The sequence below is a fragment of the Arthrobacter sp. SIMBA_036 genome (genome assembly GCF_046535135.1).
Taxonomy (GTDB): Bacteria; Actinomycetota; Actinomycetes; order Actinomycetales; family Micrococcaceae; genus Arthrobacter.
This window is the reverse complement of the sequence record NZ_JAWRXG010000022.1, coordinates 1-13511: the sequence shown is the minus strand read 5'-3', so window position 1 is coordinate 13511 and position 13511 is coordinate 1. Positions and strand designations below refer to the sequence as shown.

The 13511-nt window shown below is 63.1% G+C and carries 13 protein-coding genes and 1 pseudogene; 4 read left to right on the top strand and 10 right to left on the bottom strand.

All coding sequences use genetic code 11. From position 1 onward, the window contains the following. Both SB659_RS18740 and SB659_RS18735 read left to right on the top strand, forming a co-directional pair. Positions 1-311, top strand: a pseudogene (locus SB659_RS18740) (methylisocitrate lyase); the annotation flags it as partial. 77 nt (positions 312-388) lie between these two features. After that, positions 389-1528, top strand: coding sequence for a bifunctional 2-methylcitrate synthase/citrate synthase (locus tag SB659_RS18735; protein WP_284979470.1), 1140 nt, complete (start codon positions 389-391; stop codon positions 1526-1528). A gap of 69 nt (positions 1529-1597) precedes the next feature. Here SB659_RS18735 and SB659_RS18730 read toward each other — a convergent pair whose 3' ends face one another. Next, positions 1598-2092, bottom strand: coding sequence for an NUDIX domain-containing protein (locus SB659_RS18730; RefSeq protein ID WP_410551476.1), 495 nt, complete (start codon positions 2090-2092; stop codon positions 1598-1600). A 56-nt stretch (positions 2093-2148) separates the two neighbouring features. Here SB659_RS18730 and SB659_RS18725 point away from each other — a divergent pair, with 56 nt between their 5' ends. Next, a complete protein-coding gene (locus tag SB659_RS18725; RefSeq protein WP_410551475.1) occupies positions 2149-2871 on the top strand; it encodes a hypothetical protein in 723 nt (240 codons plus the stop codon). A gap of 18 nt (positions 2872-2889) precedes the next feature. Here SB659_RS18725 and xerD read toward each other — a convergent pair whose 3' ends face one another. The 9 genes from xerD to SB659_RS18680 all read right to left on the bottom strand — a co-directional run bounded on the left by xerD (position 2890) and on the right by SB659_RS18680 (position 12094). Beyond that, positions 2890-3906, bottom strand: coding sequence for a site-specific tyrosine recombinase XerD (xerD, locus tag SB659_RS18720; protein ID WP_410551474.1), 1017 nt, complete (start codon positions 3904-3906; stop codon positions 2890-2892). Beyond that, complete coding sequence (locus SB659_RS18715) at positions 3879-4541, bottom strand: NUDIX domain-containing protein (protein WP_284979466.1); 663 nt, start codon at positions 4539-4541, stop codon at positions 3879-3881. The genes xerD and SB659_RS18715 overlap by 28 nt, the downstream gene beginning before the upstream one ends. Positions 4542-4567: 26 nt before the next feature. Next, positions 4568-6313, bottom strand: a complete 1746-nt coding sequence (locus tag SB659_RS18710; protein WP_284976167.1) for a CTP synthase — start codon at positions 6311-6313, stop codon at positions 4568-4570. A 65-nt stretch (positions 6314-6378) separates the two neighbouring features. Further along, the gene (gene recN, locus SB659_RS18705) at positions 6379-8121 is read right to left on the bottom strand and encodes a DNA repair protein RecN (RefSeq protein WP_410551473.1); all 1743 of its coding nucleotides are present in this window, start codon (positions 8119-8121) and stop codon (positions 6379-6381) included. A 3-nt stretch (positions 8122-8124) separates the two neighbouring features. Further along, complete coding sequence (locus tag SB659_RS18700; RefSeq protein WP_284979464.1) at positions 8125-9165, bottom strand: NAD kinase; 1041 nt, start codon at positions 9163-9165, stop codon at positions 8125-8127. A gap of 12 nt (positions 9166-9177) precedes the next feature. Further along, a complete protein-coding gene (locus tag SB659_RS18695) occupies positions 9178-9990 on the bottom strand; it encodes a TlyA family RNA methyltransferase (RefSeq protein WP_410551472.1) in 813 nt (270 codons plus the stop codon). Between the two features lie 3 nt (positions 9991-9993). Then, a complete protein-coding gene (locus SB659_RS18690; protein WP_410551471.1) occupies positions 9994-10293 on the bottom strand; it encodes a hypothetical protein in 300 nt (99 codons plus the stop codon). A gap of 9 nt (positions 10294-10302) precedes the next feature. Then, positions 10303-11289, bottom strand: a complete 987-nt coding sequence (locus tag SB659_RS18685; protein WP_410551470.1) for an HAD-IIA family hydrolase — start codon at positions 11287-11289, stop codon at positions 10303-10305. Further along, positions 11282-12094 carry a hypothetical protein gene (locus SB659_RS18680; protein ID WP_410551469.1) on the bottom strand — a complete coding sequence of 271 codons (813 nt, stop codon included), beginning with the start codon at positions 12092-12094 and terminating at the stop codon, positions 11282-11284. The genes SB659_RS18685 and SB659_RS18680 overlap by 8 nt, the downstream gene beginning before the upstream one ends. 6 nt (positions 12095-12100) lie before the next feature. Between SB659_RS18680 and SB659_RS18675 the strand changes: the two genes are divergently transcribed. Continuing rightward, positions 12101-13081, top strand: coding sequence for a hypothetical protein (locus tag SB659_RS18675; RefSeq protein ID WP_410551468.1), 981 nt, complete (start codon positions 12101-12103; stop codon positions 13079-13081). Positions 13082-13511 lie beyond the last annotated feature (430 nt).

Sequence of the window (13511 nt, the reverse complement as noted above, 5' to 3'; positions counted from 1 at the left end):
TCCAAGCCATCCGCGACGCCGTGGACGTGCCCATCCTGGCCAACATGACAGAGTTCGGCAAAAGCGACCTCTTCACCGTGGACCAGCTCCAAGGCGTCGGCGTGAACATGGTCATTTACCCCGTCACTCTCCTCCGCATTGCCATGGGCGCTGCAGAGCGTACTCTGGAATCGATCAAGGCTGCGGGGACCCAAGAAGCGCACGTGGACAACATGCTCACGCGTGCTCGTCTCTACGAACTGGTCGATTACGAGGCATATAACCAATTCGATACCGGCGTTTTCAACTTCCAGGTTCCCGGCGTTCGCTAGGTCCTGGATCCATCAAAGGGGAACGCAGGTGCTCCGGCAACACGCGGAGCCCTGCATCATGAACGAAGGAGTTCAGCATGGCTGAAACAGAGATCAAAAAGGGCCTCGCCGGCGTCGTAGTGGACTACACCGCCGTCTCAAAGGTCAACCCGGACACCAACTCGCTGCTCTACCGCGGCTATCCGGTACAGGAACTGGCAGCCAAATGCAGCTTCGAAGAAGTCGCCTACCTGCTGTGGAACGGCGAACTGCCCAACGAGGCCCAGCTGGCCGAGTTCACCGCCCGCGAGCGCGCGGGCAGGGCGCTGGACCCGGTTGTGAAGCAGGTTGTTGATGCCTTGCCAACCACTGCGCACCCCATGGACGTTTGCCGTACCGCCACGTCCGTGATCGGTGCCCGGCATGAGCTGGCCGAGGACTCGTCGCCCGAAGCGAACATGAAGAAAGCGATCGACCTGTGGGCTGCCATGCCCGCCGTCGTGGCGTATGACCAGCGCCGCCGCCGGGGCCAGGACGTCATCGAACCACGTGAAGACTTGGACTACTCAGCGAACTTCCTCTGGATGACGTTCGGCGAAGAGCCTGTGGATGAGGTGGTGGAGGCTTTCAACGTCTCGATGATCCTGTACGCGGAACACTCCTTCAACGCCTCCACGTTCACTGCACGCGTGGTCACCTCTACCCTCGCTGATTTGCACTCGGCGGTCACCGCAGCCATTGGCGCCCTCAAGGGCCCGCTGCACGGCGGAGCCAACGAGGCCGTCATGCACACCTTCGACGAGATCGGCATCCGCAGCGAAGAATCGCTGGAGGAAGCCGCCGCCCGGGCCAAGACCTGGATGGAGGATGCCCTGGCTCACAAGAAGAAGGTCATGGGCTTCGGACACCGCGTCTACAAGCACGGCGACTCCCGGGTGCCCACTATGAAGGCAGCGCTGGATAAGATGATTGCCCACTACGGCCGGCCAGAACTGCTCGGACTGTACAACGGCCTCGAGCAGGCCATGGACGAGGCAAAGGCGATCAAGCCCAACCTGGACTACCCCGCCGGACCGACCTACCACCTCATGGGCTTCGACACCCAAACCTTCACACCGTTGTTCGTCGCCAGCCGCATCACCGGCTGGACCGCCCACATCATGGAACAGGTCGCCTCCAACTCGCTCATCCGCCCCTTGAGCGAATACAACGGACCCGAAGAACGGCACGTCCCCTAGCTGTACCGCAGCTGCACCAACGACGGCGGACCGGTCACCCAAGGTGGCCGGTCCGCCGTCGTTCGGTGCTTAGGCTGGGTCAGCCCACTCCACTGTGTGGACCTCCGCCACGTTCTCGTTGTCTGCGGCAAGACGGACCTGGACCGCGATGCGCTGCCCGGAGATCATGGCAGGTAACCAGTGCTCGGCATCGGCCCACATCCGCTCAACCGGCAAACGGTTCACCGGAAACCATGCCGGGGCGATCTCGTCGCTTTCTGATGGTTCGCCCTGCCATGCCCGCGTCAGGAACACTGTGGTGGCCATATCCCATTCGGGCCGCGCCGGGAACACAAAATCAACGGTCCCTGCCGGTACCAGGTCCTCCGGCGCGACCACCACGCTGACCTCTTCCATGACCTCCCGGCACGCTGCCTGTGATGCTGTCTCGCCTGCCTCGACGTGGCCGCCGACGCCGACAACTTTGCCGCGGCCAAAGCCGGTTTTCTTGGTGCCGAGCAGCACATGTTCGCTATCCGGTCCGTCGCGGAGGAGGAAGCATAAAGTCACGTGGGCAGCTGTCATGCTGACTACCTTAACCTGCTCTCCCCCGCCACTGCGCCCATTGCTACAGTGAGCCCATGAGCGAAGATGGGGGTGACGCACAGACGGACCCGTCGGTTGCGGGCGAGCCGACCGTCGTCGAGCGGGCCGTCCCTGACCGCGACTCCTGGCTCCCGTCGTGGCTGGTGGCCCACCCTCTCTACGCGGGCTGGGCCTGGACGGGTTTCTGGGCTGGGCTGATCGTCCTTGACGAAGTGCTGGACGTCGCCGGCTGGAGTTGGTACCTGTTGGTCGTTGCGGCAGCACTGCCTACTTTGATCTCAACCGTCATGCTTCTACACGCCACGCCCCGGAGCCGCCTGCGCGCCGTGGATGCCACGGTGCTGGGGCACTTCTTCGTTCGGTTCATGGCATTGGTGGCCGCGTTCATTGTGTGGTGTGCCTCCGTGGTGATGAGCGCCTCGATTTCCACCACCGTCCAATCGGTGGTCGGCGACTCGGAAAAGGAAGTCACGGCCCTCGGATTCAATCTCATGGTTGCCGCCGTTCCGCTGGTGCTCTCCATTCTTTGGATGGCATTCATCGTCCGTTGTGCTTGGTTCCTGCGCCGGCTTCGCGGCTGGCGGCAGGTACCCGTAGGGACCCGGGTACCTAAAAAGTTCCTACGTAAACGGCCCAGGCTAAAGCGTGTGGTAGTGGGACTCGCTCATCCTGGTCTCCTGCTCGTGGCGGGCTTAGGAACCTCGCTACTGGCCTTGTTCACCAACGCCGTGGAACTGACGCTGAACGTCTTGGGGTGACCATCCCCCGTGACGGATCTACCCGAGGGCCCTGGGGTGCGCCGCGGCGTAGACCTCACGCAAAGTATCGGCCGTGACCAAGGTGTAAACCTGCGTGGTGGTCACGGAAGCGTGTCCCAGCAGCTCCTGAACGACGCGTACGTCGGCCCCACCTTCAAGGAGGTGCGTTGCGAAAGAGTGCCGCAGGGTATGAGGTGAGACGTCCTTGGTGATGCGGGCTTTCTCGGCTGCGGTTTTGAGAATGGTCCAGGCGCTTTGTCGGCTGATCCTGCCGCCCCTGGCATTGAGGAACAGTGCCGGCGTCCCCTTCCCCTTGGACGCAAGCAGGGGCCGGCCCCGGACAACATAGGCCCCGACGGCGCGGGCACCGTAGGACCCCAGGGGCACCAGCCGTTCCTTGGACCCTTTGCCGAAAAGCCTGACGACGGCGGGTCCGGCGTCGTGCTCTGCGCCGTTCTGTCCGGCGTCGTCGCCTTCAAGGGCCACATCATCGACGTCGAGCCCAACAGCCTCGCTGATACGTGCGCCAGTGGAGTACAGGAACTCCACGAGCGCCCGGTCGCGGAGCCCTGTTGGCGAATCGGTCCCGGCAGCCTCAAGGATGCGGGTTACTTCGTCAACGCTGATCGCTTTCGGAAGCCGTTTACCCGCCATAGGCGGGTGTACATCGCTGGCGGGGTCCGCCGTCGTGATTCCTTCCAAGGCCCAAAACTTGTGAAGGCCACGGACGGCCACCACGGTGCGGGCCGCTGAACGGACTCCAAGGACTGCCGCGTCATCGGAGCCATCGGAAAGTGCCTGCACGAATGCCGTGACGTGGTGCCGGGTGACCCCATCCGGACGTTCGACGCCTTGGCCTGCAAGGAAGTTCGAATACCGGGCAAGGTCCCGGCGATACGCCGAGAGGGTGTTCGCTGCCAAGCCGCGCTCCACGCCAACGTGCTGTAAGTAGTCCGTTACCGCCCGGTCAACTGCCGTGGCCTGCCGGGTGGTCGAGTCGGCCACGCTCAGCGCTGGCTCGGATGGGCAGGCCAAGGGGCGTTTGCAGGACGTAGGCTGGTGAAGCCGTCCGCGCGGGCGGCGGCTGCTGCAAGAATCCCCAGCACCGCGGAGGGGTTGTGCAGCCGGCCTTCCACGACGGCTTTGACTGCGTCCTCCAAGGGGACCCAGTGCAGCTCAATCTCTGCCTCTTCATCCGTCCGTACATGCCTCTCGGCTTCCGGCACCTGGCCCAAGCCGCGGGCCAAGTAGATGCGGACAGCTTCACTGGAAGAGCCCGGGGAATTGAAGAAGTCCACCAGTACATTCCATGTGGCAGCCGTGAGATCCGCTTCCTCGGCGAGCTCGCGCGCGGCGCCTGCTACGAAGTCTTCACCTTCGACATCCAACAGGCCGGCCGGAATTTCCCAGAGGTCCATGCCAACGGGATGCCTGTATTGCTTGATCAGCAACACTTCGCCGTCGACGTTCATGGGAAGGACAGCCACTGCCCCCGGGTGGTCGATGTAGTCACGCACCAGCGTGTCTGTGTCCTCGCCGAGCTTGAAGGAATCGCTGACCACATCCCAGATGCGGCCTTCGTAAACCTTCTTGGAGGACAAAAGACGGCGCGGGCTCGGCATATCCGAAACCTGCTTCGATGTACTGGCGGTTTCAGAAATTTCGGGCATCGCGCCGTCCTTTGCTTGTACGTGTGTTACTTGGCAGCTACAGCGCGGGCACCGGTCTTGGTTGCGGCCGGCTCGCCTTCGCGGCGCTCCAATGCAGCCTTGACCAGTCCTGCGAACAACGGGTGCGGACGCGTGGGCCGTGAGCTGAGCTCCGGGTGTGCCTGCGTCGCAACGTAGTACGGGTGGACTTCGCGGGGAAGCTCCACGTACTCCACGAGCTTGCCGTCGGGAGAGGTCCCCGAGAAGACCAGGCCTTCGGCCGCGATCTGGTCACGGTACTTGTTGTTGACCTCATAGCGGTGGCGGTGGCGTTCGCTCACGGTGGTTGTCCCGTAGGTCTCGGCGATAACCGAGCCTTCGTCCAACTTGGCTTCATAGAGCCCCAGACGCATGGTTCCGCCCAGGTCTCCGCGGCCCTCCACAATGTCCAACTGCTCTTCCATTGTGGCGATGACGGGGTACTTGGAGTCCGGCTCGAACTCGCTGGAGGAAGCACCTTCAAGGCCCACGACGTTCCGTGCATACTCGATCACCATGCACTGCAAACCAAGGCAGAGACCCAGGACCGGAAGCTTGGATTCACGGGCGAATTTCAGCGCACCGAGCTTGCCTTCCAGACCACGGATACCAAAGCCGCCCGGAACACAGATGCCGTCGACGCCGGCAAGGGACTTGGTGGCACCGGCAAGGGTTTCGCACTCGTCCGAGGGGACCCAGCGGATCTTGACCTTTGCTTCGTTGGCGAAACCACCGGCACGGAGGGCTTCGGTCACGGAGAGGTAGGCGTCCGGAAGGTCGATGTACTTGCCCACCAAGGCGATCTCGACTTCGTGCTTGGGGTTGTGGACAGCTTCAAGCAGTTTGTCCCACTTGGTCCAGTCAACGTCCTTGAACGGCAGGTCCAGTGCGCGGACGATGTATGAGTCCAGGCCCTGCCGGTGCAGGGTCTTCGGGATGTCGTAGATGCTCGGGGCGTCGGCGGCGTTGACCACGGCGTCGATGTCAACGTCGCACATGCGGCCGATCTTCTCGCGCATTGCGTCGGGAACTTCCCGGTCTGAACGGATCACGATGGCTTCAGGCTGGATGCCGATGGAGCGAAGTGCTGCCACGGAGTGCTGCGTCGGCTTGGTCTTCAGCTCCTGGGACGGACCGATGTACGGCACCAGGGACACGTGCAGGAAGAAAACGTTGTTGCGGCCGACGTCCTGGCGGACCTGGCGGGCCGACTCAAGGAACGGCTGCGACTCGATGTCGCCCACCGTGCCACCGATTTCGGTGATGATGACGTCCGGAGCGTTTTTGCCCTCAGCAGGCAGGCGCATGCGGCGTTTGATTTCATCGGTGATGTGCGGGATGACCTGAACAGTGTCTCCGAGGTATTCGCCGCGGCGTTCCTTGGCGATGACCGTCGAATAGATCTGGCCCGTCGTTACGTTCGCCGAACCTTCAAGGTTTTCATCGAGGAAGCGCTCATAGTGTCCGATGTCGAGGTCGGTCTCTGCGCCGTCGTCAGTCACGAATACTTCGCCGTGCTGGAAGGGGTTCATCGTGCCCGGATCCACGTTGAGGTAGGGATCGAGCTTCTGCATAGTTACAGACAAACCGCGTGCCCGCAGCAGGTGGCCGAGGCTGGAAGCCGTCAGTCCCTTACCGAGCGAGGACGCCACACCACCGGTGACGAAGATGTGTTTGGTCGTCTTGGACGAGCCCGGGAACCGGGAATTTACACGGGAATTTGATCGCTGCACCACGGAATTCGAGCTTATCATCAATTACGCCTTCCAAGCGTCCTGCCGGATTCCCCAAATGGTCAATGGTTGCCCACCACCGCGTTTCAATCAAGAGCCGCTGGCAAGAGTTTGGCATCGTCCAGCAATTCCTGGGCGTGCGCCTGCGCCGACTCGGAGTCTTCCTGCCCGGCCAGCATGCGGGCCAGTTCCTTGACCCGGTCCTCGTCACCGAGCAACTGCACATCGCTGGAGGTGAAGCCCGTGGTGGTCTTCCCATCGGCGCCGCGGACGGATGTCTTGGTAACGCGGATGTGGTGGTCCGCGAAAGCGGCCACCTGCGGAAGATGCGTTACCACCAACACTTGGACGTGGCGGGCAAGCATGGCCAAGCGACGCCCGATCTCGACGGCGGCACGCCCACCGACGCCCGCATCGACTTCATCGAACACGAAAGTGGGAACAGGATCGACGGCGGCAAGCACCACTTCTATGGCCAACATCACCCGGGAGAGTTCACCGCCCGAGGCTCCCTTGCCCAGCGGCCTGGCGGGGGCCCCTGAATGCGGCTGAAGAAGGAACGCGATCTCGTCGGTACCCCACGGGCCCAAAACGCCGGAGTCATCCACCTCGATGACCAAGGTGGCATCAGCCATCGCCAGGGCTTTCAGCTCGGCGCTTACCCGTGTTGAGAGGGTCTTGGCTGCCTTCAGCCGCGCCTTGCTGATCGCCGCGGCCTGCTTCCGAAGCGTGGCCTCCGTGGCGGTGACCTCCGCATCGAGGGACTCAATACGGCTCGAATCATCCTGCAGTTCGTCCAGGCGCACCCTCGCGGCAGCTGCCCATTCAAGTACTTCATCAATGCTCGGGGCGTACTTCCGGATCAGTTTCGCCAAGGCCGCGCGACGATCCTCGATTTCGGAAAGCCGCTCGGGCCCTTCCGTATCCAAGGCAGCCTGGTAACTCGCCAGCTCGGCAGCGATGTCATTGAGGAGGAAGCCTACTTCGGCGAGGCGAGTGGCGGCCGATCGCAGTTCCTCATCGTGATCGGCTACGTGTTCCAGGGTCCGTTTGGCCGCGTCAACCATGGTTGTGGCGTCCCCGGCGTCGCCAAACTCTTCCGCAATCAGGGATTGGTGCGCCGCCGTTGCCGCCAGCCGCAGTTCCTCCACGTTCGCTAGCTTCACGGCTTCGGCCTTGAGCGTGTCATCTTCGCCTGGCTGCGGATCCACCTCGTCAATTTCCTGGAGCGCTGCCTCCAAGGATTCGGCTTCACGCAAACGCTCCCGGGCTTCGCTGCGCAAGGTCTCCAGCTCTGACTGGATCGCCTTCCAGTGGCTGAACAGGGATTGATATTCTCCAAGGGCCTTGGCGAAGGACGCTCCGGCGAAGCGGTCCAGGGCATGACGTTGCGCCGTGGAACTTTTGAGCCGGATCTGGTCCGACTGGCCATGAACCACCACCAGGCTTTCACCCAATTCCGCCAGTACCCCGACCGGTGCCGCACGGCCGCCAACGTAAGCCCGGCTTCGCCCATCGGCTCCTACCGTGCGTGCCAGCAGGAGTTCAGCTACGCCGTCGAACTCTTCCGCATCACCACCTGCTTCCTTGGCACGCTCCACCGCGCTGTGCCGGGGATCGAGCTTCAGGACGGCTTCGGCGGACGCTGATTTGGCGCCGCTCCGCACGGCGCCGGCGTCGGACCGCGCACCGAGGAGAAGCCCGACGGCGGTCACCACCATGGTCTTACCGGCGCCCGTTTCACCGGTGACCACGCTAAGGCCAGGGCCCAGCGGCAAGGCCGCGTCCGTAATAACGCCCAGGTCACGGATTCGGAGTTCCTCAAGCATTATTCACTTCGCATTCGTGGGGTCGGAAGGCTCCCCCGGATCCTGGGGAGCGGGGGCATGCGGATCACGCGGGCTTGGCAGCGGCGCCGGCGACAGGGTCCGGATGACCGGGATAGGACCCGTGTGGACCTCGGCCTGTCGGGGTGCCGGCCCCCGCCAGCCATGGATGGGGAGCTCGAACTTTCGGACAAGCCGTGCAGAGAACGGGGTTTTATGCGTGCGGGCAAGCCGCACCGGGGTGGCCGAACGCGTCACTTCCACGCGGGCGCCGGGAGGCAAGTCCACGGATCGGCGGCCATCGCACCACAGAACCCCCAGCGCATCCGTCCGGTTCATCACTTCCACCGCAAGCTTCGAGCGTGGGGATACCACCAGCGGCTTGGCAAAAAGTGCGTGGGCGCTGATCGGAACTATGACCAAGGCTTCAACTTCAGGCCAAACCACCGGGCCCCCCGAAGAAAAGGCGTAAGCGGTGGAACCCGTAGGCGTTGCCAAAACCACCCCGTCGCAGCCAAAGGAGGTTATGGGACGCTCATCCACTTCCGTGACGAGCTCCAGCATCCGCTCGCGGTTGGCTTTCTCGATCGCAGCCTCGTTCAACGCCCAGGTGTGCCAAATCTTTTGGCCCTTGATCCACACCTGGACATCGATGGTCATGCGTTCTTCCACGGTGTACTGGCGGCTCGCGATCCATTCCACTGTCTGGGCGAGGTCGGCCCGCTCACTCTCGGCAAGGAAACCCACATGCCCCAAGTTCACGCCAAGCAGTGGGACGTCCACTTCGCGGACCAACTCGGCTGCACGCAGGATGGTCCCGTCACCTCCCAGGACCATGACCAACTCCACGTCCTCCAGGCTGACGTGGTCGTGGAGGATCTCAATGGGGGTATCGAGGGCGCCGAAGAAGCGCTCAATATCTACCAGTTCAGACTTCTGGAGGACCGGAACAAGGCCGGAGGAATGCAACTGGGTGCAGGCATCCCATGCTGCACGGAGCGACTCTTCACGGCCGGTGTGGGCAAGGACAAGTACACGCCTGCTCATCGGGTCTGCTTTCTAGTCATCTGGCCAGAGTTTTTGGATCAACGCAGCAACGTCCTCGTCCCGCTCTTCGATCTTAGGCAACACGGACGACATCCGGCGTGTCATCCAAAGGAAGTATTCAACATTTCCGTCCTGGCCGGGCAAAGGGCTTGCCGCCACGTCCCTCAATTCCAAGCCGGCATCCACCGCGGCCCTTGCAACCTGGGCGACGGCCCGGCGTCGTTCGCTCTCCGACGACACCACGCCGGTACGGCTCAACCGTTCCTTGCCCACCTCGAACTGCGGCTTGACCATCAGCACCATATCGCCCCCCGGCTCCGTGCACTGCGCCAACGGGTACATGACCAGGGTCAACGATATGAAGGAAAGATCCGCGACCGTCAATCGGGCCAATCCGCCAATCTGTTCGGGCGTCATGTACCGCACGTTGAGGCCCTCGTGGACCTCCACGCGGGGATCTTCGCGCAGGTGCGGCACCAACTGGCCATGTCCGACGTCCACTGCCACCACCTGGGCTGCACCTTGGCGCAGCAGCACATCCGTGAACCCACCTGTTGATGCGCCCGCGTCGAGGCACCGCTTCCCGGACACCACGACGTCGGGAAAAGCCGCCAGTGCACCGGCCAGCTTATGCCCGGCCCGGCTGGCGTAAATGTCCTCAAGGTGGGACTCCACGGCAAGCTCAGTCTGCGCATCCACCTGGTGCGAGGCTTTGGTCAGCAAGGTACCGCCCGAGCTGACTTTGGCGTCGCTGATGAGTTTCGCGGCATGGGTCCGGGACCTCGCCAGTCCTCGGGCGACGAGTTCCTGATCGAGTCGTGCCATGCCTTAGCTGTCGCCTTCCGAACCGGAACTGTTGGTGCTGCGTGGACTTACCGGGGGAAGGCCCGGCTCGGAATCAAGGGCTTCCGAAAGCGCGTCGTGGATATGGGCATACAGGTCACCGTGCTCCCCCACCGGCATCGCGTTGATCCGGCCCAGTGCGTCCAGTGCTCGGTCCACGAGGGCATCACCGGTGGGGAGTGGTGTGTCTGGCCATTGAATCTGCGGGCTTTCCAGCTGGGTCCGGGCCGGCTCAACCTGATCGTTGTCGGCCTCTGGCGCCAGGCGGTGTGTAGGCTCGGTCATCCCACCAGTCTAGTGACGGCGCCACTCGAGGCGCGGCACACGGGCAGTGGACGCGTCCGGGACCGCCGACCACCAGGCCGCACATGCAGCGCGCCACGCGTCAAGGTCGTCCTCGGCACCCGTCACGGTCACGATGCCATCGTGCGCACGTGCCGAGGTGGCACCGCAACGGAACGTGCCGCCGTCGTCCGTTATTTGCGGATAGGTGACGTAGAGATCCGCAAGGTCGGCCAGCAAGTAGTCGGGACGCTCGTCGGACCGTGCAGCCAGGATGGTTTCCTTGGTATCCACTCCAGTAAGAACGGCCGCCGTGGTAAATCCTGCCCGGTTGCCACCCAGGATGTCGGTGTCCAAACGGTCCCCCACCACGAGCGGACGATCAGAGTTCAACCGCTTTGCCGCGGTATGGAACAAGGGCGCTTCAGGCTTTCCCGCCACCACGGGTGTCTTCCCGGTGGCAGCTGCAACCGCAGCGACCAGCACACCGTTACCCGGGGCAATGCCCCGGGCCTGTGGGATGGTCATATCCGTGTTGGTCGCACACCACAACGCGCCCCCGGCAACCACGTACGAAGCCTCAGCCAGGTCCTTCCAGCCAATCTCCGGGTTGAAGCCTTGGACCACGGCCACAGGGTTCTCCGCAGCGCTGGACACAGGTACAAGCCCCACCAGCTCGATCTCGTGCGCCAGTGCTGCGCTGCCCGTGATCAGGACGCGGGCTCCTGCAGGCAACAGGGACGCGAGTAAATCCCCGGCCGCCTGGGACGAACTGACCACTTGGTGATCCTCTGCCGGCGCACCCAGCTCTCGGAGGTGCGCAGCAACCTGGGCGGGAGTCCGCGAGGCGTTATTAGTCACATAACCCAAGCGAACGCCCTCAGTTTCGAGGCGTTGCAACGACGCCACCGCGCCCGGGATGGCGTGTGGTCCTGTGTAGACCACACCATCGAGGTCGGAAAGGACGGCATCAAACGCGGAAATCAGTGAATCAGCCATTCTGGGCGTCGGTGTCGTCGTTCTCGGCTGCTTCCCGGCGATCCGCTTCATCCTCTACGGAGTCCACGTCCGACTCGGCATCATCGGACTCAAAGTAGTCCGATTCGACGTCGTCCAACTCAACCTCATCATGCTCAACATCAGCTGCCGCGGCCTCTGCAATGACGGTTTCAGTTTCGGGCTTTACGACGTCGGCGTCCCGGGCAGCTTTCTCGAAGCGCGGCTTGCGCGCGGCTTCTTCGTCCTCCTCGTCCCAGCCAAGGTCGAGAATTTCCGGCTCGGCGAAGTCGCCAACACCCAGTGCATTCTCCGCGACGAGCGCCTGGCGAGCCCACTTATCGGCTTCCTCGGTACGCCCGACGGCAGACAGCGCTTCTGCATATGCGCGGAAAAGGCGAGGGCTGTAGGAGAATGCCCGATTGATGTCCAGTTGCGGGATCTCGAGTTCGCTGACAGCAGCGTCAAGTTGATTCAGGTCAGCGCGTGCACCAGAAGCCACGATGGCCAGTTCAACCTTGCCCGGGGCATCCAGATCCTGGGCTTCGGGAGAGCGAACCACGTCCAGTGCACGGTCGGGACGGCCCAAGCCACGTTCACAGTCGGCCATGACAGGAAGGTGCACATTAGAGCCGCTGATCCGACGGTAGGTACGGAATTCGCGCAGAGCCTCGCCATAGTGGCCGGCAGCGTAGGCGGTCAAACCTACTGCTTCCCGAACCACGGAGAGCCTTCCGCCACGGCGACTCGCGGCCAGAGCGTGTTGGAAGGCGAGCTCCGGCTCAATGTCGATCAAGCGGCCAGCCATGACCAAGTGCTTGGCAACCCAGCCCGCGCTCTGCTCCTCGAGGGTCTTGATCTGGTGGCCCGTGGCGCGGTCGAGTTCCTTGCCCGTGACGTCGTCATCAATCTCGGGGGAACGCTCGCGGTCAGGCCGGTTGGCGCTACGAATATCCTTGGCGTTGGGAACGCGGGCGGGACGCTCTTCCCAGGAATTTCCGCGGTCATTGTTGAAGGAGCGTCGGTCACCGTCACGGGCGGGACGGTCGAAGTTCCGGGGCCCGCGCTCGGGCCGGTCGCCAAACGGCTTACGCTCGCCGCGGTCACTGTTGAAGGGGCGACGGTCGCCTTCACGGGCCGGACGGTCACCGCGGTCACCAAACGGCTTACGGTCACGATCCCCACCAAACGAACGACGCTCACCATCACGAGCGGGACGGTCACCGCGGTCACCGCGGTCACCAAACGGCTTACGGTCACGATCCCCACCAAACGAACGACGCTCACCATCACGAGCGGGACGATCACCAAATGGCTTCCGCTCGCCACGGTCATTGTTGAAGGGACGACGGTCACCATCACGAGCGGGACGATCACCAAATGGCTTCCGCTCGCCACGGTCATTGTTGAAGGGACGACGGTCGCCTTCACGAGCCGGACGATCACCAAATGGCTTCCGCTCGCCACGGTCATTGTTGAAGGGACGACGGTCGCCTTCACGGGCCGGACGGTCACCGCGGTCGCCAAACGGCTTACGGTCACGATCCCCACCAAACGAACGACGCTCACCATCACGAGCGGGACGGTCGCCAAACGGCTTCCGCTCGCCACGGTCACTGTTGAACGGACGACGGTCACCATCACGAGCGGGACGGTCGCCAAACGGCTTCCGCTCGCCACGGTCATTGTTGAACGGACGACGGTCACCATCACGAGCCGGACGATCACTGTCGCGGTTCTCCCTGGACCGGAACCCACGAGGGTCTCCACCGGAGTTGTTGTTAGGGCGGTATGAGCCGCGGTCGTCGCGGTTCCCGCCGAAGTTTCCGCGATTGCCGCCGCGATTGCCGCCGTTGTGCTCAGCCATGGTGGATTCCTCCTGTTGCGAGCCGACCACTGGCGCGTGCGTAGTCGCTCATAACCCGTATTTCGTTGTCACGCCGCCGCAAGCTATCAACCCGCGGCTCGTATATCTGATTCAATTCTATTCGACCCCACCGTGGCCACCGAACTCGGACAGCATAATCAGCTCGCCCGTGGGGAGACTCACAGTCAGGAACAGGCTCTGTGGACTCGCCCTCTACCGGGCTCGTCCGCCTCACGCCTTGATAACCCGTGATGGGCATGTGTTTGTTGTGTTTGGTGTTTTGGGTGTTAAATGCGGGGAGCCCCGACCGTGGGGTCGGGGCTCTCCGGTTGAATGGTTGTCCGGCGGTGTCCTACTC

Bases quoted from the DNA above. Each gene is read 5' to 3' on its own strand.
- SB659_RS18735 (WP_284979470.1), top strand. From the start codon at position 389: ATGGCTGAAACAGAGATCAAAAAGGGCCTCGCCGGCGTCGTAGTGGAC.
- SB659_RS18730 (WP_410551476.1), bottom strand. From the start codon at position 2,092: ATGACAGCTGCCCACGTGACTTTATGCTTCCTCCTCCGCGACGGACCG.
- SB659_RS18725 (WP_410551475.1), top strand. From the start codon at position 2,149: ATGAGCGAAGATGGGGGTGACGCACAGACGGACCCGTCGGTTGCGGGC.
- SB659_RS18715 (WP_284979466.1), bottom strand. From the start codon at position 4,541: ATGCCCGAAATTTCTGAAACCGCCAGTACATCGAAGCAGGTTTCGGAT.
- SB659_RS18710 (WP_284976167.1), bottom strand. From the start codon at position 6,313: ATGATAAGCTCGAATTCCGTGGTGCAGCGATCAAATTCCCGTGTAAAT.
- recN (WP_410551473.1), bottom strand. From the start codon at position 8,121: ATGCTTGAGGAACTCCGAATCCGTGACCTGGGCGTTATTACGGACGCG.
- SB659_RS18700 (WP_284979464.1), bottom strand. From the start codon at position 9,165: ATGAGCAGGCGTGTACTTGTCCTTGCCCACACCGGCCGTGAAGAGTCG.
- SB659_RS18695 (WP_410551472.1), bottom strand. From the start codon at position 9,990: ATGGCACGACTCGATCAGGAACTCGTCGCCCGAGGACTGGCGAGGTCC.
- SB659_RS18690 (WP_410551471.1), bottom strand. From the start codon at position 10,293: ATGACCGAGCCTACACACCGCCTGGCGCCAGAGGCCGACAACGATCAG.
- SB659_RS18685 (WP_410551470.1), bottom strand. From the start codon at position 11,289: ATGGCTGATTCACTGATTTCCGCGTTTGATGCCGTCCTTTCCGACCTC.
- SB659_RS18680 (WP_410551469.1), bottom strand. From the start codon at position 12,094: ATGGCTGGCCGCTTGATCGACATTGAGCCGGAGCTCGCCTTCCAACAC.